The following is a 15,387-nucleotide window of genomic DNA, read 5'->3' on the forward strand; positions in this document are numbered from 1 at the left end:
TGGGGCCGGGGGCGGCCATCGCCCCGCTGTGGCCGGAGGGTGGAGGTCAGTGCGGGGCCGGTGGCTGGATCTTCTCCAGGCAATAACCCAGGCCACGCACGGTGGCAATGCGGATGGGGCCCTTTTCTATCTTCTTGCGCAGGCGGTGGATATAGACCTCGATCGCATTGGTGCTGACCTCCTCGCCCCATTCGCACAGGCGCTCGACCAGCTGGTCCTTGCTGACCAGCCGCCCCGAGCGCTGCAGCAGCACCTCCAGCAGGCCCAGCTCTCGGGCCGAGAGCTCGAGCATGCGGCCGTCGAACGTGGCCACACGCCCGGCCTGGTCGTAGGCCAGCGGCCCATGCTGGATCAGGCTGGTGCTCATGCCCACGCCCCGGCGCGTGAGCGCCCGCACACGGGCTTCGAGCTCGGACAGCGCAAAGGGTTTGGCCATGTAGTCATCGGCGCCCAGGTCAAGGCCTTGGACCCGGTCGTCCACGCTCTCGGCGGCGGTGAGAATCAGCACCGGAATGGCCGAGCCCCGGGCGCGCAGCTTTTTGAGCACTTCGAGCCCATGCATGCGCGGCAGGCCCAGGTCCAGAATCAGCAGATCAAAAGCATTGTTGGCCATCAGGGCGGCATCAGCCTCGGTGCCATTGGAGACATGGTCGACCACGGCGCCGGAGTTGCGGAGACTGCGCAGCAGGCCATCGGCCAGCACCTGGTCGTCTTCGGCAATCAGTATTCGCATGCAGTCTCCTATCGGTGTTGTCGTCGTGATGTGGATGGTGCCAATGATTCTAGGCGAGTCCATGGCCTGGCTGGCTACCTAAGCATAGATCAAAGCGGGTGAGCCGCGAGGCCGTGGTGCGCCGCGCTGGCCTCCTGCTTTTTTGTTGCAAAGACGTAAATCCGGCCGGGCCGTCATCAAACCGGGGCAGGCCTCACGTAGGATAGCGCCTCGTCTTGACCAGAACACGCGGGCACCCGGCCTGTGGCTGGTGGGGGGAGATTGCAGCAGGTGGTGATGAAACCAGGGTCCAAGGTACAGGTCAGATGGCAGGCGTCGCAGCGGCAGCGCCGCTTGGTCGCGGTGACGGCCCTGCTGGTGCTGACCGCCCTGTACCTGCAGTGGCACCACGTCATTGCCATGCCGGGGCAGACCGATGCGCTGCAGTCTGCACCGCGCTCGGCACCGCCTGCCAACCTGCCGCACTACCGGGCCAGCATCGATGCCAAGGTGGTCAGCGGCATTGCCGACAACCTCTCAGGCCTGGCCTTCAACCCCGAGACCCAGACCTTGTTTGCGGTGACCAACCGCCCGCCCCAGATTGCCGAGCTGAGCACCGATGGCCGCTTGCTGCGGCTGGCGCCGCTGCATGGCGCCAGAGATACCGAAGGCATCGCCCATATCCAGGGCGACTGGTTTGCGATTGCCGACGAGCGCAGCAACCGCATCTACTGGGTGCAGTTTGGCAAGGGGGTGACCGAGGTATCGCTCGACCACAGTCCCTATGTGCAGCTCAATGACATCGCCATCAAGAATTTTGCGCTTGAAGGCCTGGGCTGGGATGCCAAGCGCCAGCAGCTGCTGGCCGTGACCGAGAAATGGCCGATGCAGGTGCTGGTGATGGATGCGCCGCTGTCCAAGCTCAAGCCGGGCCTGGTCGATATGAAAGTCTCGACCTGGGAGGTGCCGGCGGTGGACGACATGCCCAGCACCGATCTGGCCGCCATCGAGGTCGATCCGCGCAGCGGCAACCTGCTGCTGCTGGGGGAGGAATCGTCGGTGCTGTACGAATACAGCCGAGCCGGTGACCTGCTCAGCGTGATGCCGCTGTGGGCCGATATGGCGGGGCTGGCCGAGCGGGTGCCGCAGCCCGAAGGCCTGGCGATGGACCACAGCGGCAACATCTACATCGTCTCCGAGCCCAACCTGTTCTACAAATTCGAGCGCAAGCGCCGCTGAACGCGGCAAAGCGCAACCGCTCAGCTGTCGGCCCCATAGACCTCCAGCCCCAGCTGTACCACGGTGGCGACCTGCTCGCCGACCTCGGCGCGGAACTCCGCCTCCGCCTGGGTGACGGCCCGCTCAAACGCCTGCAGCCACAGCAGGCCGGTCTCGGTAAAACGCACGATGCGGGCGCGGGCATCGCGCGGGTCGCGCTCGCGGGTCACCAGGTTCCAGGCTTCGCACTGGTCCACCAGCTGGGCCATGGCCTGCTTGCTCATGCCCGCGCGCGCCGCCAGGTCCACCAGGCGGTCGCCGGCCAGCGACAGGTGGCGGGTGATGTGGACATGGGCGGCGCTCACCTGGTCGCGTTCGGCCAGGTGCGACAGCGCCAGCGGCACGGCCTCGTCCTGGGCCATCAACTGCAGCACACGGGCATCAAAACGGCGCATCGCGTGGCCCAGCAGGCGGCCCATATGGGTCAGGCGCCAGCTGTCATCGGGCAAATGGGGCAGAAGAATGGGCATGGCGAGCAGCCTAAAAAGGCTGAAAAAGGGCGAAGTCGCTATTGTGCATATAGTCAACTAAACTGACTAAAAAAATGCTTCTATAAAATATACCCATCCCATAAACTACTGTTCAAGCATCCAGGCTGTATATGCAAACAGCTGGATCTCCAGATCGACGACATGACCATCAAACGCAAGGAGAAATCCATGAACGCACCCGCCACCAAACCCGAAGCCAACAGCGAAAAAGCCAAGGCCCTGGCCGCCGCCCTGGCCCAGATCGAAAAGCAGTTCGGCAAGGGCACCATCATGAAGCTGGGCGAAGGCGAAGCGGTGTCGGACATCCAGGTGGTGTCGACCGGCTCGCTGGGTCTGGACATTGCGCTGGGCGTTGGCGGCCTGCCACGCGGCCGGGTCATCGAGATCTACGGCCCTGAATCCTCGGGCAAGACCACCTTGACCCTGCAGGTGATTGCCGAGATGCAAAAGCTGGGCGGCACCTGCGCCTTCATCGATGCCGAGCATGCGCTGGACACCAGCTATGCCCAAAAGCTGGGCGTGAACCTGGGCGATATCCTGATCAGCCAGCCCGACACCGGTGAGCAGGCGCTGGAGATTGTGGACAGCCTGGTGCGCTCCGGCGCGGTGGACCTGATCGTTGTCGACTCGGTCGCGGCCCTGACCCCCAAGGCGGAAATCGAAGGCGAAATGGGTGACCAGCTGCCCGGTCTGCAGGCCCGCCTGATGAGCCAGGCACTGCGCAAGCTCACCGCCACGATCAAGAAGACCAACTGCATGGTCATCTTCATCAACCAGATCCGCATGAAGATCGGCGTGATGTTCGGCAGCCCCGAGACCACCACCGGCGGTAATGCACTGAAGTTCTACGCCTCGGTGCGCCTCGATATCCGCCGCACCGGCACCATCAAGCGTGGTGACGAGGCCATCGGCAACGAAACCAAGGTCAAGGTGGTCAAGAACAAGGTATCGCCCCCGTTCAAGACGGCCGAGTTCGACATTCTGTTTGGCGAAGGCATCTCGCGCGAAGGCGAAATTCTGGACATGGGCGTCAATGCCCGCATTATCGAGAAAAGCGGTGCCTGGTACGCCTACAACGGCGAGAAGATCGGCCAGGGCCGTGACAACTCGCGCGAGTTCTTGCGTGAGAACTCCGACCTCGCCATCGAGATCGAGAACAAGGTGCGCGAGAGCCTGAACATCAGCCTGCGCCCCGCCGAAGACGGCGTGGTGGACGGCCCGGTAGCGACCGGCACCGAAGGCTGATAGCCGCCTAGCCACAGCGCTGAGAATAGCTGCTTGTGCACAGAACCTGTGCGCAAGCAGCTATTTGTTTTATAGCAATTTGAACCGATGTCTTTCAGCAAACTCTCCCTCAAGGGCCGGGCGCTGCGCTATCTGGCGCAGCGCGAGCATTCGCGTGCCGAGCTGCTGGCCAAGCTCGGCCCCCATGTGCAAGAGGGCGAGGACCTGGCAGCCATCCTCGACGAGCTCGAAGCCAAGGGCTTCATCAGCGCCCAGCGCGTGGTCGACAGCGTGATCCACACCAAGGCCGCCCGCTATGGCGCCAGCCGCGTGCTGCAGGAGCTGCGCCACAAAGGCGTGGATGCCCTGCTGATCGCCGATGCCCGCGAGCGCCTGCGCAGCACCGAGCTGCAGCGCGCCCGCGAGGTCTGGCAACGCCGTTTTGGCGCGCCGCCCGAGAGCCCGCAGGAGCGGGCCAAGCAGATGCGCTTTCTGGCCAGCCGGGGGTTTGGTGGGGATGTGGTGCGCCAGGTGCTGCGCGGCGGAGATGACGATTAGCGGCTGAAGAGTGCCCCGCCGGGCTGCGCAGATGTGCGGCCCGCAAAGCCCCAGCCACGCGGCCCGTGCCCCGGCTGGGCGACAATGGCGGCCATGAGCACCGCCGAACAGCCCAACAACCCCCTCCATGGCCTGACCCTGGAGCACATCCTGAACGAGCTGGTCGCGTACTTTGGCTGGGAAGAGCTGGGTGAGCGCATCCCGGTGCGTTGTTTTTGCCTGGACCCGAGCATCAACTCCAGCCTGCGCTTTTTGCGCAAGACGCCCTGGGCGCGCGAGAAAGTCGAGGGTCTGTACCTGTTCATGCTGCGCGAGAAAAGGCGCAGCGGCGCCTGAGGCCTCGTCGCCCGCAGTGCGGCGGCGTCCTTGCTGTGCAGCGCTGTCCTACTTGCAGGCGGGCTGCGAGCCGCTAGGCTAGTCGTCTGTGCAAACAGGAGACCGACGATGACCGCAAAAAATACCGTATGCCTCTGGTACCAGGGGGATGCGCTCGATGCCGCGCAGTTCTATGCCCGGACTTTTCCGGACAGCTCTGTGGGCGCCGTGCACCGCGCGCCGGGGGACTACCCCGATGGCCGGCAGGGCGATGTACTGGTGGTGGAGTTCAACGTGGCGGGCATTGCCTGCATTGGGCTCAACGGCGGGCCGCATTTTCAGCACAATGAGTCCTTTTCCTTCCAGATCGCCACGGACGACCAGGCCGAGACCGACCGCCTGTGGAACGCCATCGTTGGCCATGGCGGGCAGGAAAGTGCCTGTGGCTGGTGCAAGGACCACTGGGGCATCTCCTGGCAAATCACGCCCCGCATGCTGACTGCGGCCATGTCCGACCCCGACCGCGCTGCGGCCAAGCGCGTGTTCGAGGCGATGATGGGCATGACCAAGATTGACATTGCCGCGCTGGAAGCGGCGCGCAAAGGCTGAGCAGTCAGCCCTGTGCTGCTTATGTGCTGCGGGTACACCACCAGCAGATCAGCGAGCCGGCGGTCACCAGCATCACCCCCTGCCAAAAGCTCCACGACGGCTGCACCTGCAGCCAGACGGTGCCTACCAGCGCCGACAGCACGGGCGTGAAGTACGAGCCCACGGCCATCACCGTGAGGTTGCCCGCGCGCAGGCCATGGTCCCAGCAGCTGTAGCCCAGCGCGGTGAGGCCGCTGAGCATGCACAGCTGCACGATGGCCGGCAGCGACAGGTGCAGCGCCGGCTCATCGCTGAGCGCGTACTTGACCCAGAGCACCGCGCCCACGCCCCAGAGAAAGGTGGGCAGCGCATTGGCGCCATGCGCATAGCGCTTGGCGATGACCGAGTAGCAGGGCCAGAGCCAGGCGGCCGAGAACGCCAGGCCATAGGCGAGCGGGTTGCTTTGCACATTGGCCCAGAGGCTGGCGATGGACAGCGCGCTGTCGCCCTTGAGCACCAGCACGATGCCGGCCATGGCCAGCAAGACCCCGGGCACCAAGCCCGCACGAAAGCGCTGCAGCCCAAAAACGGTGGCCAGCACAATGGTCAGGCTCGGCCACAGGTAGTTGATCATGCCCAGCTCCAGCGTCTGGCCCCGGTTGCTGGCAAAGCCCAGCGACAGCGACAGCGCGATCTCGTAGAGCACAAACAGCAGGCCGCAGCCCCAGAGGTAGACCGGGTGCATGGCGCGCAGCTGCGCCAGGCGCGGGCGGCCAAAACGCAGCGTGACCAGCAGGGCCCCCAAGGTAAACACCGCCGCCGCCCCGCCAATGGGCCCCAGGTGCTCGGCCACGCTGCGAAACAGGCCCACCGACGTGGACCAGCACAGCACGGCCGACAGGCCAATCAAGGTGGCGCGTTGCGAAGCGGCCTGGGAAGAGGGCGTCGGGGAGGAAGACATGGGAGCGCGGCTGGATGCAGGGACAGCTGTGAAAAGCAGCCTTGCATCCTAGCCGGAAAAGCACAGCTCTGCAGGCCTGGTAGCCAGCATCGAGCTGCTACCTGGCTGCCATTCAGTGGCGCCCGGCAGGTTGGCGCAGTGTGGCTTGGGGCGATTAGCGCTTAGGCGATATGGCTGCCAAAGACCAGTGCGGCAGCAATGGTGGCCACCACGGTGAGCACGGCAAATGCGATCAGGCCACGCAGCTCCAGGCGCTTGTCGGCCTCTTGCTCGGCGGCAGTGGGGATATGGTTGGGGCGGGAGTAGTCCATGGGCAGCTCGGAAAAAACGCGGTCAACCCGCCCACTATAGTGCGCCGGGCGCGTTTGGCCAGCGGGCGACGACTAGGTGTTTGTATGTGTATACCAAACCGGCATGCATGCGGCAGCCACCCCTTTATCCGGCCAGCTTTTTTCCATCGGCCAAGGTGGGGCTGCGGGTGTACCACCAGCAGACCAACGATCCCAGCGTCACCAGCAGCACCCCTTGCCAAAAGCTCCAGGACGGCTGCACCTGCAGCCAGACGGTACCGACCAGGGCCGACAGCACGGGGGTGAAGTAAGAGCCCACGGCCATCACCGTGAGGTTGCCCGCGCGCAGGCCATGGTCCCAGCAGCTGTAGCCCAGGGCGGTCAAGCCGCTGAGCAGGCCCAGCTGCAGCAGCGCGGGCAGGGTAAAGCGCAGCGGTGGTTCGGGGCTGAGTGCGTACTTGATCCACAGCACGGCGGCCACGGCCCAGAGAAAGGCGGGCAGTGCATTGGCGCCCTGGGTGTAGCGCTTGGACACCACCGAATAGCAGGGCCAGAGGCAGGCCGCGCACAGCGCCAACGCATAGGCCAGCGGGTTGCTTTGCACATTGGCCCAGAGGCTGGCCAGCGACAGCGCGTTGTCGCCCTTGACCACCAGCACAATGCCGGCCATTGACAGCAGCACCCCCGGCACCAGGCCGGCGCGAAAGCGCTGCAGCCCCAGCACCGTGGCCATCACCAAGGTCAGGCTGGGCCAGAGGTAGTTGATCATGCCCAGCTCCAGCGTCTGGCCGCGGTGGCTGGCCCAGCCCAGGGACAGCGAGAAGGCAATTTCATTGAGCACAAACAGCAGGCCGCAGCCCAGCACATAGGCCGGGTGCATGGCCTTGAGCTGCGCGGCGCGCGGTAGGCCAAAGCGCCAGGTCACCAAGAAGGCGCTGAGCGAGAACACGCAGGCGGCCCCGCCTATCGCCCCCAGGTGTTCGGCAACGCTGCGGAACAGGCTCACCAGTGCAGACCAGCAGAGCACGGCAGAAAGCCCAATCAGCGTCGCGCGCTGGCTGGGCACAAGAGAAGGGGTGGACATGGAGAGGAGGGGATGCAGACGAGGGCGGCTCGCATCCTAGCGGCTATTGGGCGGCCCTGATGGGGCCAAGGGCTTGGCATCGCAAAACACTCGGATATGGCGCCAGTAGCGGCCTGGCAGCAGCCCGGCTTTCAGCTGCCTGGCCGGCCCCATTTACCCGGGTTGATCAGTAGCCGCGCACCCGGTCAAAGCAGTTGTCCAGCGCCTGCCCGGCCTGCCACTGCGCCATCGACAAGGCCACCTGGCGCGCCTTGGCGCGGCGGCTGGCGCTGGCGGCGATGTGGGGCGTGAGGATGACGCGCGGGTGCGTCCACAGCGGCGAGTCGGCCGGCAAGGGCTCCGGCTCGGTCACATCCAGCAGCGCACCGCCCAACTGGCCGCTGTCGAGCGCGGCCACCAGGTCGGCGCTGTGGAGCTGCGTGCCCCGGCCGGCATTGACCAGCTGGGCGCCAGCGGGAAGCTGGGCAAACAGCTGGGCATTGAGAATGCCCCGGGTTGCAGGCGTATCGGGCAGCAGGCAGATGAGCACCTGGCTGCTGCGCAAAAAGGCGGCCAGCTCGTCCTGGCCGCAGTAGCTGGTCACGCCCTCGATCTGCTTGCGCGTTTGCGACCAGCCCTGCACCGGGTAGCCCACGGCGCGCAGCATCTGCGCGGCAGCAGCCCCCAAGGTGCCCAGGCCCAGAATGCCCACGCGCAGCTCGCTGGCCACATGCGGCGGGTTGAATTCGATCCACTGCTGCTGGCGGTGCTGGGCCAGCGCGCGCGGCATGTTCTTTTGCAGCATCAAGGTGGCCATCAGGCAGAACTCGGCCATGCGCTGCTGCGACTCGCCCGTGACCATGCGCACGATGGGCAGCGCTGGCGGCAGTTCGCTATCGGCCAGGATATGGTCCACGCCAGCGGCCGAGCTGAAGATGGCCTTGAGCTGCGGATAGCGGGCCAGCGCGCCGGTCTCTGGCTCCCAGACCATCGCAAAATCCACCAGGCTGCGGTCAGCCGGCGGCCTGTTCCAGTCATGCACGACCACATGGGGTGCAAATTCGGCAAACAGGGCCGTCCATTCCGGGATCGCAGCGCTGCCGCCGCTTTTGATGATGAGGTGCAAAGGGGTGCTGGAGGCCATGGCGGGGGTCAGTAGCGCTGAAAGGGTGAGAGGGCGGGAGAAAAGGGGGTAGAGGCTGGCGCCGCTTACATCGAGCGGGTGCGGTCCCCGGTGGAGATCGCATGCATCGGGTGGCGCAAGGTCGGGTCAAAGGGGTTGATCTGGGCGCTCAGCGTTTTGGCTTCGCGCAGCAGCATGTCGCGCACGATGGGCAGGCGCTCGTCGCTCAGGCGCGCGGTGTGGGTGCCGATCGACAGGGCGGCGACCACCTGGCCACCCCGGTCAAACACCGGCACGGCCAGGCCGGCCATGCCTTCGAGCAGGCCGGAGTTCTTGGCGGTATAGCCCTGGCGGTGCGCCTTGTCGATCTCGGTGCGCATGTAGACCTCGTCATAGACGTTGTAGTGCTGCATGCGCGGCAGGTTGAAGCGCAGCACCTCCTCGCGCTCGGCCTCGGGCAGGTTGGCCAGGATGACCAGCGAGCCCTGGCCCACACCCAGCGCCACGCGCCCGCCGATATCGCCGGTGAAGGTGCGGATCGGGAATTGGCCTTCGATGCGGTCCAGGCAGACCGCGTCAAAGCCCGAGCGCACCATCAGGATCACCGTGTCATTGAGGCTGGCGCACAGGCGCAGCAGCACCGGGCGCGCCAGGCTGCGCAGGTCGCTCACCGCGCCGGCCTGGGCGGCCAGCGAGAACAAATCCAGGCTCAGCCGGTAGAGCTTGTGCACCTGGTCCTGCTCCACCATGCCCTCCTGGATCAGGCCCTGCAGCAGCCGGTGCGTGGTGGCCTGGGTCAGGCCGATTTCCTTGGCCAGATGGGTCACGCGCACGCCTTCGGTCTGGTGCGCGGCCAGCGCGCGCATCACCAAAAAGCTGCGGTGCAGGGTGCCGCGCTGGTGGCTGTTGTCCTCAGAGGTGTCGGTGCGCATGGTTTTCCGGAATAAAAATTCGGTGGATCTGATTTTTATTCCATTTATCGGAATAAATCAAATTTTTCTTCCATTATCAGTGTTTACACCGTGTATGGATTCAAACCACATTCCGAAAATAGATAAATAGTTGCAAATGTCGTTCATCCGTGCGACATGGCTGACGGGCCCCGCAACCACGTGCCACCGAGGTGATTTCCATGAGTTTTCTGCGTCTCCACAACGTCTCCAAACAGTACGGCCCCAACCGGGTGGTCAGCCAGTTCAACCTGGATGTGCAAAAGGGCGAGTTCGTCTCGTTGCTCGGCCCCTCGGGCTGCGGCAAGACCACCAGCTTGCAGATGATTGCCGGCTTTGTGGATGTGACCGAAGGCCGTATTGAGCTCGACGGCAAGGACATCACGCGCGCCAAGGCCAATGAGCGCGGCCTGGGCATCGTGTTCCAGACCTATGCGCTGTTCCCGCACATGACTGTGCGTGAGAACGTCGAGTTTGGCCTGGAGATGCGCAAGGTGGCGCAGCCCGAGCGCAGCGAGCGCGCCAGCGAAGCGCTGGCCCTGGTGCACCTGGGGCCCTATGCCGACCGCTACCCGCGTGAACTCTCGGGCGGCCAGCGCCAGCGCGTGGCCCTGGCCCGGGCGCTGGTTATCAAGCCACCGGTGCTGCTGCTCGATGAACCGCTGTCCAACCTGGATGCCAAGCTGCGCGAGGAGATGCAGTTCGAGCTGCGCGAGATCCAGCGCAAGGTGGGCACGACCACCATCATGGTCACGCACGACCAGAGCGAGGCGATGTCGATCAGCGACCGCGTCGTGGTGATGGAGGCCGGCCGTATCACCCAGGTGGACACGCCGCACACGGTGTACGAGCACCCGCACAACGCCTTTATCTCCACCTTCGTCGGCAAGGCAAACCTGCTGCAGGCCACCGTGCATGCCCAGGGCGGCCAGTGGCTGGCGCATGTGGGCGATGTGCAGATGGCGGTGCAGGATGTGCCCGCCGCAGCGGCCAGCCACGGCACGCGTTTGCTGCTGGGCCTGCGCCCCGAGAAAATCCAGCTGTCGGCCAGCTCGGCCGGCCGCACTCAGGGCACCGTGCGCGAGCGCTTCTTCCTGGGCAACCTCTGGCTCTACACCGTGGAATGCCCGCTGGGCAGCATCACCGTGACGGCAGCCAACGATGGCGAGGCGCCCCACCAGGTGGGCAGCCAGGTGGGTATTGACTGGTCCGACCGCAATGTGCGCCTGATCGCCGGTGACGGGGTGGCCGCATGAGCGAGCGCCGCACCTGGGCCCCCTGGGCCATGAGCGCTCCGGCGCTGCTGCTGTTTGCGGTGATGCTGGCCGTGCCGCTGCTGCTGACCACCATCCTGTCCTTCAATGCCTACCACGTGGACACCGGCCCGGTCGCGGGCAGCTTCACGTTTGAGCACTATGTGCACATCGTCACCGACAGCTACTACTACGAGATCTTCTGGCGTACCTTGTGGATCTCGGGCCTGGTCACCCTGATCTGCATCGCCATCGGCGCGCCCGAGGCCTACATCCTGAGCAAGATGCGCGCGCCCTGGCGCTCCATCTTCTTGCTGATCATCCTGGCGCCGCTGCTGATTTCGGTGGTGGTGCGGGCCTTTGGCTGGAGCATGCTGCTGGGCCCAGAAGGGCTGATCAACGACATCTTCCGCCTGGTGGGCATCGGCCCGGTCAAGCTGCTCTACAACGAGACGGCCATTGTCATTGCGCTGGTGCATGTGATGCTGCCCTTCATGGTGATCCCGGTCTGGACCTCGCTGCAAAAGCTCGATCCTTCGGTCGAGAGCGCCTCGCTGTCGCTGGGTGCCTCGCACTTCACCACCTTGCGCCGCGTGGTGTTTCCGCAGGTGCTGCCCGGCATTCTCTCGGGCAGCCTGATCGTGTTTGGCCTGGCTGCCAGCTCGTTTGCGATTCCGGGCCTGCTGGGCGGGCGCCGGGTCAAGATGGTGGCCACTCTGATCTATGACGAGTACCTGCACGAGCTGAACTGGCCGCTGGGCGCAGCCATCGCCTTTGTGCTGCTGGCCGCCAACCTGGTGATCATGCTGGGCTGGAACCGCATGGTTGAAGGCCGCTACAAGAAGACCCTGGGCTGAGAGGCGAGGTAACTGACATGCAAAAAAACGGACCCATTGCCCTGATCTTCAACGCGCTGGTCATCATCTTCATGCTGGCGCCGCTGGTGATCGTCTGCCTGGTGGCCTTCACCCCGGCCGAGACTCTGACCCTGCCCACCACCAGCTTCTCGCTGCGCTGGTTTGAGCAGGTGCTGCACCATGCCGACTTTGTCCAGTCGTTCTGGAACAGCCTGGGCCTGGCGGTGGCTGCCGCCTCCATCTCGACGGCGCTGGCTGTGCCCGCTGCCATTGCGCTGGTGCGCTATGAGATCCCCGGCCGTGGCGCGCTGCAGGCGCTGTTCCTGTCGCCGCTGATCATTCCTCACCTGGTGCTGGGTGTGGCGATGCTGCGCATGTTCTCGCTGGTGGGCGGCCAGGGCAGCTTTGGCTGGCTGATCTTTGCCCATGCGCTGGTGGTGACGCCCTACACCATGCGCCTGGTGATGGCCGCGCTGATTGGCTTTGACCGCAGCGCCGAGCAGGCCGCCTACTCGCTGGGCGCGAGCAATGCCAAGGTGTTCCAGCGCATCACCTTGCCGATGATGCTGCCCGGCATCACCGGCGGCTGGCTGCTGGCCTTTATTAACAGCTTTGACGAGCTGACCATGTCGATCTTTGTGGTCTCGCCCAGCACGGTGACCTTGCCGGTGCGCATGTACATGTATGCCACCGAGTCGCTGGACCCGATGATGGCAGCGGTGTCGGCGCTGATCGTTTTCATCACGCTGGGGCTGATGCTCTTGCTCGACAAGGTCTATGGCCTGGACCGCATCCTGATCGGCAAGCACTGATGGCACACGCTACTCCCCTTTTGCCGGCCGGCCAGCTGGTGCGCCTCAAGGAGCAGGGCCGCGCGCCGCTGCACTTCGTGCTCAACGGCCAGCCGGCCCAGGCGCTGCAGGGCGACACGGTGCTGACTGCCGTGCTGGCCCAGTCGGCCCAGCTGCGCAGCCATGAGTTTGCCCACACCCCGCGCGCCGGCTTTTGCATGATGGGCGCCTGCCAGGACTGCTGGGTCACGCTGGGTGGTGAGCAGGCTGGCCGCAAGCTGCGCGCCTGCTCGACCTTGCTGCAGGTGGGCATGCAGATCTGTACCACGACAGAGGCCGTGGCCCAGGCTACCGCCACGAATGCCAGCCAGGTGCAACCATGATCGGCAGCGATTTCTACCTGGACGATCCCCGGCCCGCCGACGGCCCGCCCGTCATCGTGGGTGCCGGGCCCGCCGGCATCCGCGCCGCGCAAACCCTGCTGGCCCATGGCCTGCGCCCGGTGGTCATTGACGAGGCACCCCAGGCCGGAGGCCAGATCTACCGCCGCCAGCCCGATGGCTTTGGCCGCACGCCCAAGGATCTGTATGGCTTTGAGGCCGGCCGCGCCAGCGACCTGCACCAGACCTTTGACCGCCTGCGCCCGCAGCTGGACTACCGGCCTGACACGCTCGTCTGGAACGCCCAGGGCCACAGCCTGGACCTGCTGCACACGGCGCAGCGCACTGCCAATACCCTGCGCTGGCGCGATCTGATCGTCGCCACCGGCGCCACCGACCGGGTGCTGCCTTTGCCCGGCTGGACCCTGCCGGGTGTCTACACCTTGGGCGGCGCCCAGGTGGCCTTGAAGTACCAGGGCTGTGCGATTGGTGACGCGGTGGTGTTTGCCGGCACCGGCCCCTTGCTGTATCTGGTGGCCTACCAGTACGCCAAGGCCGGTGGCCGGGTGCTGGCAGTGCTGGATACGGCCCCGGCGGTGCAGCGCTACAAGGCGGCACCCGCCATGCTGGCCCAGCCGGCGGTGGCGGCCAAGGGCGTGTATTTTTTGAGCTGGCTGATGTTCCACGATGTGCCGGTGCACCATGGCGTGCAGCTGCTGCGCGCCGAAGGCGCAGACCGCGTGCAGGCCCTCGTGTGGAAGGATGCACAGGGCGCCGAACAGCACACCGCCTGCAGCGCCATCGGCCTGGGCTATGCGCTGCGGCCCGAGACGCAGCTGGCCGATCTGCTGGGCTGCGAGTTCGCCTTTGCCCCCTTGCACCGCTGTTATGTGCCGCAGATCGATGCCGACCGGCGCAGCAGCGTGCCCGGCGTCTATTTGGCGGGCGATGGCGCCGGCATCATGGGGGCTGACGCGGCCGAGATGTCGGGCGAGCTGGCCGCACTGGCTTTGCTGCAGGACCGGGGCATTGCAACCGATGCAGCGCGCCAGGCCAAGCTGCGCCAGCAGCTGGACAAGACGCAGCAGTTCCGCCAGGCGCTGGAGGTGGCGTTTCCCTTTCCCGACGACTGGGCGGCGCGTGCGCCCGATGCGCTGGTGGTCTGCCGCTGCGAAAACATCACGGCGGCTGAGCTGCGCGCTACCGCTGCCACCCAGCCGCAGGGCGATATCAACCGCATCAAGGCGCTGTGCCGGGTTGGCATGGGCCGCTGCCAGGGCCGCATGTGCGGTGTGGCCGCGACCGAGATCCTGGCCGACACCTTGAAGGTGCCGGTGGCGCAGATAGGCCGCATCCGGGGCCAGGCGCCGATCAAGCCCCTGCCGCTGGACATGACCGTGGTCAGCACGGACCAGGAGGCCAGCCATGGTTAAGCAACTGGCCACCGAGGTGGTGGTGATTGGTGGCGGCATCATGGGCGCGAGCACGGCGCTGTTCTTGCGCAAACGCGGCATCCAGGTGGTGGTGGTCGAGCGCGATCTGTGCGGCTCGCGCTCGAGCGGCGTCAACTTTGGTGGTGTGCGCCGCCAGGGACGGTCGCTGGCGATGCTGCCGCTGTCGCAACGCTCTCATCAGCACTGGGGGCGCCTGACCGAGTTGATTGGCACCGAGGCCGAGTACGAGCGCTCGGGCCACTTCAAGATTGCCCGCTCGCAGGCGGATATGGAATCGTTAGTGCGCTATGCCGAGAAGACGCGCGACTGTGGGCTGGACCTGCAGCTGCTCGATGGCGCGGAGCTGCACAAGCGCTTTCCGGTCGGCGGCGCCAAGGTCGTGGGCGGCTCGTTCTGCCCCGATGATGGCCAGGCCAATCCGCGCCTGCTGTCGCCGGCCTTTGCCACGGCGGCCGCGCGGGCCGGGGCCCAGGTGTTCGAGCACAGCCCGGTGCTGGATGTGGCGCACAATGGCCAGCGCTTTGTGGTGCGTACGCCCGAGATGGAGATCCGCGCGAATGTGGTGGTCAACGCCGCAGGCGCCTGGGCCGGGCAGTTTGCCGAGCAATGCGGCGAGCCGGTGCCCATGCGCATCCGGCCGCCGGCCATGGGCGTGACCGAGCCCTTGCCCTTCTTTTTGCACTGGAGCCTGGGCGTGGAGGGCGGCAGTATCTACTGCCGCCAGGTGCGCCGGGGCAATGTGGTGTTTGGCGGCGGGCCCGGCCTGGTGCTGGACGACACCCGCGCGCGCAACCGCCACACCACCGTCTGGGCGCAGCTGCCGCAGCTGGTGGAGCTGCTGCCCCAGTTGAAGAATGCCCAGCTGATCCGCACCTGGAGCGGCAACGAAGGCGCCTTGCCCGACCACGAGCCCATCATCAGCGCCAGCAGCCGCCAGGCCGGTCTCTACCATGCCTTTGGCTTTGCCGGCGGGGGCTTCCAGCTCGGACCGGGCGTGGGCGATGTGATGGCCGAGCTGATTGCCCAGGGCCGCAGCAGCACGCCGATCGATGCTTTCCGTATAGACCGATTTACCGACCCCGCATGTTCAACCTGAAAG

Annotated in this window: 18 protein-coding genes; 11 read left to right on the forward strand and 7 right to left on the reverse strand. The window is 65.7% G+C overall.

Going from position 1 to position 15,387, the window contains the following annotated elements; genetic code table 11:
• Positions 1 to 46: 46 nt before the first annotated feature.
• On the reverse strand, positions 47 to 733 hold the full coding sequence (locus N4T19_RS17830) for a response regulator (protein WP_021026639.1): 687 nt from the start codon (positions 731 to 733) through the stop codon (positions 47 to 49).
• A 276-nt stretch (positions 734 to 1,009) separates the two neighbouring features.
• On the opposite strand from N4T19_RS17830, the gene N4T19_RS17835 reads away from it, so the two are divergent.
• Positions 1,010 to 1,951, forward strand: coding sequence for an SdiA-regulated domain-containing protein (locus N4T19_RS17835; protein WP_182344614.1), 942 nt, complete (start codon positions 1,010 to 1,012; stop codon positions 1,949 to 1,951).
• Positions 1,952 to 1,971: 20 nt separating this feature from the next.
• On the opposite strand, the gene N4T19_RS17840 is transcribed toward N4T19_RS17835, so the two are convergent.
• Positions 1,972 to 2,460, reverse strand: coding sequence for a MarR family winged helix-turn-helix transcriptional regulator (locus N4T19_RS17840; RefSeq protein ID WP_182344617.1), 489 nt, complete (start codon positions 2,458 to 2,460; stop codon positions 1,972 to 1,974).
• A gap of 189 nt (positions 2,461 to 2,649) precedes the next feature.
• Between N4T19_RS17840 and recA the strand changes: the two genes are divergently transcribed.
• The 4 genes from recA to N4T19_RS17860 all read left to right on the forward strand — a co-directional run bounded on the left by recA (position 2,650) and on the right by N4T19_RS17860 (position 5,187).
• Entirely contained in the window at positions 2,650 to 3,726 is a 1,077-nt protein-coding gene (recA, locus tag N4T19_RS17845; RefSeq protein WP_116926195.1) for a recombinase RecA, read from the forward strand.
• A gap of 87 nt (positions 3,727 to 3,813) precedes the next feature.
• Entirely contained in the window at positions 3,814 to 4,263 is a 450-nt protein-coding gene (gene recX, locus N4T19_RS17850; protein ID WP_182344619.1) for a recombination regulator RecX, read from the forward strand.
• Positions 4,264 to 4,347: 84 nt separating this feature from the next.
• Positions 4,348 to 4,599 carry a VF530 family protein gene (locus tag N4T19_RS17855; RefSeq protein ID WP_116926050.1) on the forward strand — a complete coding sequence of 84 codons (252 nt, stop codon included), beginning with the start codon at positions 4,348 to 4,350 and terminating at the stop codon, positions 4,597 to 4,599.
• Positions 4,600 to 4,707: 108 nt separating this feature from the next.
• Positions 4,708 to 5,187, forward strand: a complete 480-nt coding sequence (locus tag N4T19_RS17860) for a VOC family protein (protein ID WP_116926051.1) — start codon at positions 4,708 to 4,710, stop codon at positions 5,185 to 5,187.
• Positions 5,188 to 5,206: 19 nt separating this feature from the next.
• Here the strand turns inward: N4T19_RS17860 and yddG (N4T19_RS17865) are convergent, their stop codons facing one another.
• The 5 genes from yddG (N4T19_RS17865) to N4T19_RS17885 form a co-directional block, all read right to left on the reverse strand.
• Positions 5,207 to 6,127: an aromatic amino acid DMT transporter YddG gene (gene yddG, locus N4T19_RS17865; RefSeq protein WP_182344621.1), complete on the reverse strand. Its 921-nt coding sequence runs from the start codon at positions 6,125 to 6,127 to the stop codon at positions 5,207 to 5,209.
• A gap of 161 nt (positions 6,128 to 6,288) precedes the next feature.
• The gene (locus N4T19_RS17870; protein WP_182344623.1) at positions 6,289 to 6,438 is read right to left on the reverse strand and encodes a hypothetical protein; all 150 of its coding nucleotides are present in this window, start codon (positions 6,436 to 6,438) and stop codon (positions 6,289 to 6,291) included.
• A 124-nt stretch (positions 6,439 to 6,562) separates the two neighbouring features.
• Positions 6,563 to 7,501: an aromatic amino acid DMT transporter YddG gene (yddG, locus tag N4T19_RS17875; protein ID WP_260718676.1), complete on the reverse strand. Its 939-nt coding sequence runs from the start codon at positions 7,499 to 7,501 to the stop codon at positions 6,563 to 6,565.
• 166 nt (positions 7,502 to 7,667) lie between these two features.
• Positions 7,668 to 8,624, reverse strand: coding sequence for a 2-hydroxyacid dehydrogenase (locus tag N4T19_RS17880; protein WP_182344627.1), 957 nt, complete (start codon positions 8,622 to 8,624; stop codon positions 7,668 to 7,670).
• 65 nt (positions 8,625 to 8,689) lie between these two features.
• Positions 8,690 to 9,535, reverse strand: a complete 846-nt coding sequence (locus N4T19_RS17885; protein WP_260718677.1) for an IclR family transcriptional regulator — start codon at positions 9,533 to 9,535, stop codon at positions 8,690 to 8,692.
• A 200-nt stretch (positions 9,536 to 9,735) separates the two neighbouring features.
• On the opposite strand from N4T19_RS17885, the gene N4T19_RS17890 reads away from it, so the two are divergent.
• The 6 genes from N4T19_RS17890 to N4T19_RS17915 are packed head-to-tail and all read left to right on the forward strand — an operon-like array spanning position 9,736 to position 15,384.
• Positions 9,736 to 10,809: an ABC transporter ATP-binding protein gene (locus tag N4T19_RS17890; protein WP_260718678.1), complete on the forward strand. Its 1,074-nt coding sequence runs from the start codon at positions 9,736 to 9,738 to the stop codon at positions 10,807 to 10,809.
• Positions 10,806 to 11,663 (forward strand): ABC transporter permease, encoded by an 858-nt coding sequence (locus N4T19_RS17895; RefSeq protein WP_116926055.1) that lies wholly within the window; start codon positions 10,806 to 10,808, stop codon positions 11,661 to 11,663. Before N4T19_RS17890 ends, N4T19_RS17895 begins: the two co-directional genes overlap by 4 nt.
• Positions 11,664 to 11,680: 17 nt before the next feature.
• On the forward strand, positions 11,681 to 12,475 hold the full coding sequence (locus N4T19_RS17900; protein WP_260718679.1) for an ABC transporter permease: 795 nt from the start codon (positions 11,681 to 11,683) through the stop codon (positions 12,473 to 12,475).
• Positions 12,475 to 12,837, forward strand: a complete 363-nt coding sequence (locus N4T19_RS17905; protein WP_260718680.1) for a (2Fe-2S)-binding protein — start codon at positions 12,475 to 12,477, stop codon at positions 12,835 to 12,837. The genes N4T19_RS17900 and N4T19_RS17905 overlap by 1 nt, the downstream gene beginning before the upstream one ends.
• Positions 12,834 to 14,267, forward strand: a complete 1,434-nt coding sequence (locus tag N4T19_RS17910; protein WP_116926058.1) for an FAD/NAD(P)-dependent oxidoreductase — start codon at positions 12,834 to 12,836, stop codon at positions 14,265 to 14,267. Before N4T19_RS17905 ends, N4T19_RS17910 begins: the two co-directional genes overlap by 4 nt.
• On the forward strand, positions 14,260 to 15,384 hold the full coding sequence (locus tag N4T19_RS17915; protein ID WP_182344633.1) for an NAD(P)/FAD-dependent oxidoreductase: 1,125 nt from the start codon (positions 14,260 to 14,262) through the stop codon (positions 15,382 to 15,384). The genes N4T19_RS17910 and N4T19_RS17915 overlap by 8 nt, the downstream gene beginning before the upstream one ends.
• The last annotated feature ends 3 nt before the right edge of the window (positions 15,385 to 15,387 follow it).

The organism is Comamonas squillarum (genome assembly GCF_025309455.1).
Taxonomy (GTDB): Bacteria; Pseudomonadota; Gammaproteobacteria; order Burkholderiales; family Burkholderiaceae_C; genus Comamonas; species Comamonas squillarum.

Bases quoted from the DNA above. Each gene is read 5' to 3' on its own strand.
- N4T19_RS17830 (WP_021026639.1), bottom strand. From the start codon at position 733: ATGCGAATACTGATTGCCGAAGACGACCAGGTGCTGGCCGATGGCCTG.
- N4T19_RS17835 (WP_182344614.1), top strand. From the start codon at position 1,010: ATGAAACCAGGGTCCAAGGTACAGGTCAGATGGCAGGCGTCGCAGCGG.
- N4T19_RS17840 (WP_182344617.1), bottom strand. From the start codon at position 2,460: ATGCCCATTCTTCTGCCCCATTTGCCCGATGACAGCTGGCGCCTGACC.
- recA (WP_116926195.1), top strand. From the start codon at position 2,650: ATGAACGCACCCGCCACCAAACCCGAAGCCAACAGCGAAAAAGCCAAG.
- recX (WP_182344619.1), top strand. From the start codon at position 3,814: ATGTCTTTCAGCAAACTCTCCCTCAAGGGCCGGGCGCTGCGCTATCTG.
- N4T19_RS17855 (WP_116926050.1), top strand. From the start codon at position 4,348: ATGGCGGCCATGAGCACCGCCGAACAGCCCAACAACCCCCTCCATGGC.
- N4T19_RS17860 (WP_116926051.1), top strand. From the start codon at position 4,708: ATGACCGCAAAAAATACCGTATGCCTCTGGTACCAGGGGGATGCGCTC.
- yddG (WP_182344621.1), bottom strand. From the start codon at position 6,127: ATGTCTTCCTCCCCGACGCCCTCTTCCCAGGCCGCTTCGCAACGCGCC.
- N4T19_RS17870 (WP_182344623.1), bottom strand. From the start codon at position 6,438: ATGGACTACTCCCGCCCCAACCATATCCCCACTGCCGCCGAGCAAGAG.
- yddG (WP_260718676.1), bottom strand. From the start codon at position 7,501: ATGTCCACCCCTTCTCTTGTGCCCAGCCAGCGCGCGACGCTGATTGGG.
- N4T19_RS17880 (WP_182344627.1), bottom strand. From the start codon at position 8,624: ATGGCCTCCAGCACCCCTTTGCACCTCATCATCAAAAGCGGCGGCAGC.
- N4T19_RS17885 (WP_260718677.1), bottom strand. From the start codon at position 9,535: ATGCGCACCGACACCTCTGAGGACAACAGCCACCAGCGCGGCACCCTG.
- N4T19_RS17890 (WP_260718678.1), top strand. From the start codon at position 9,736: ATGAGTTTTCTGCGTCTCCACAACGTCTCCAAACAGTACGGCCCCAAC.
- N4T19_RS17895 (WP_116926055.1), top strand. From the start codon at position 10,806: ATGAGCGAGCGCCGCACCTGGGCCCCCTGGGCCATGAGCGCTCCGGCG.
- N4T19_RS17900 (WP_260718679.1), top strand. From the start codon at position 11,681: ATGCAAAAAAACGGACCCATTGCCCTGATCTTCAACGCGCTGGTCATC.
- N4T19_RS17905 (WP_260718680.1), top strand. From the start codon at position 12,475: ATGGCACACGCTACTCCCCTTTTGCCGGCCGGCCAGCTGGTGCGCCTC.
- N4T19_RS17910 (WP_116926058.1), top strand. From the start codon at position 12,834: ATGATCGGCAGCGATTTCTACCTGGACGATCCCCGGCCCGCCGACGGC.
- N4T19_RS17915 (WP_182344633.1), top strand. From the start codon at position 14,260: ATGGTTAAGCAACTGGCCACCGAGGTGGTGGTGATTGGTGGCGGCATC.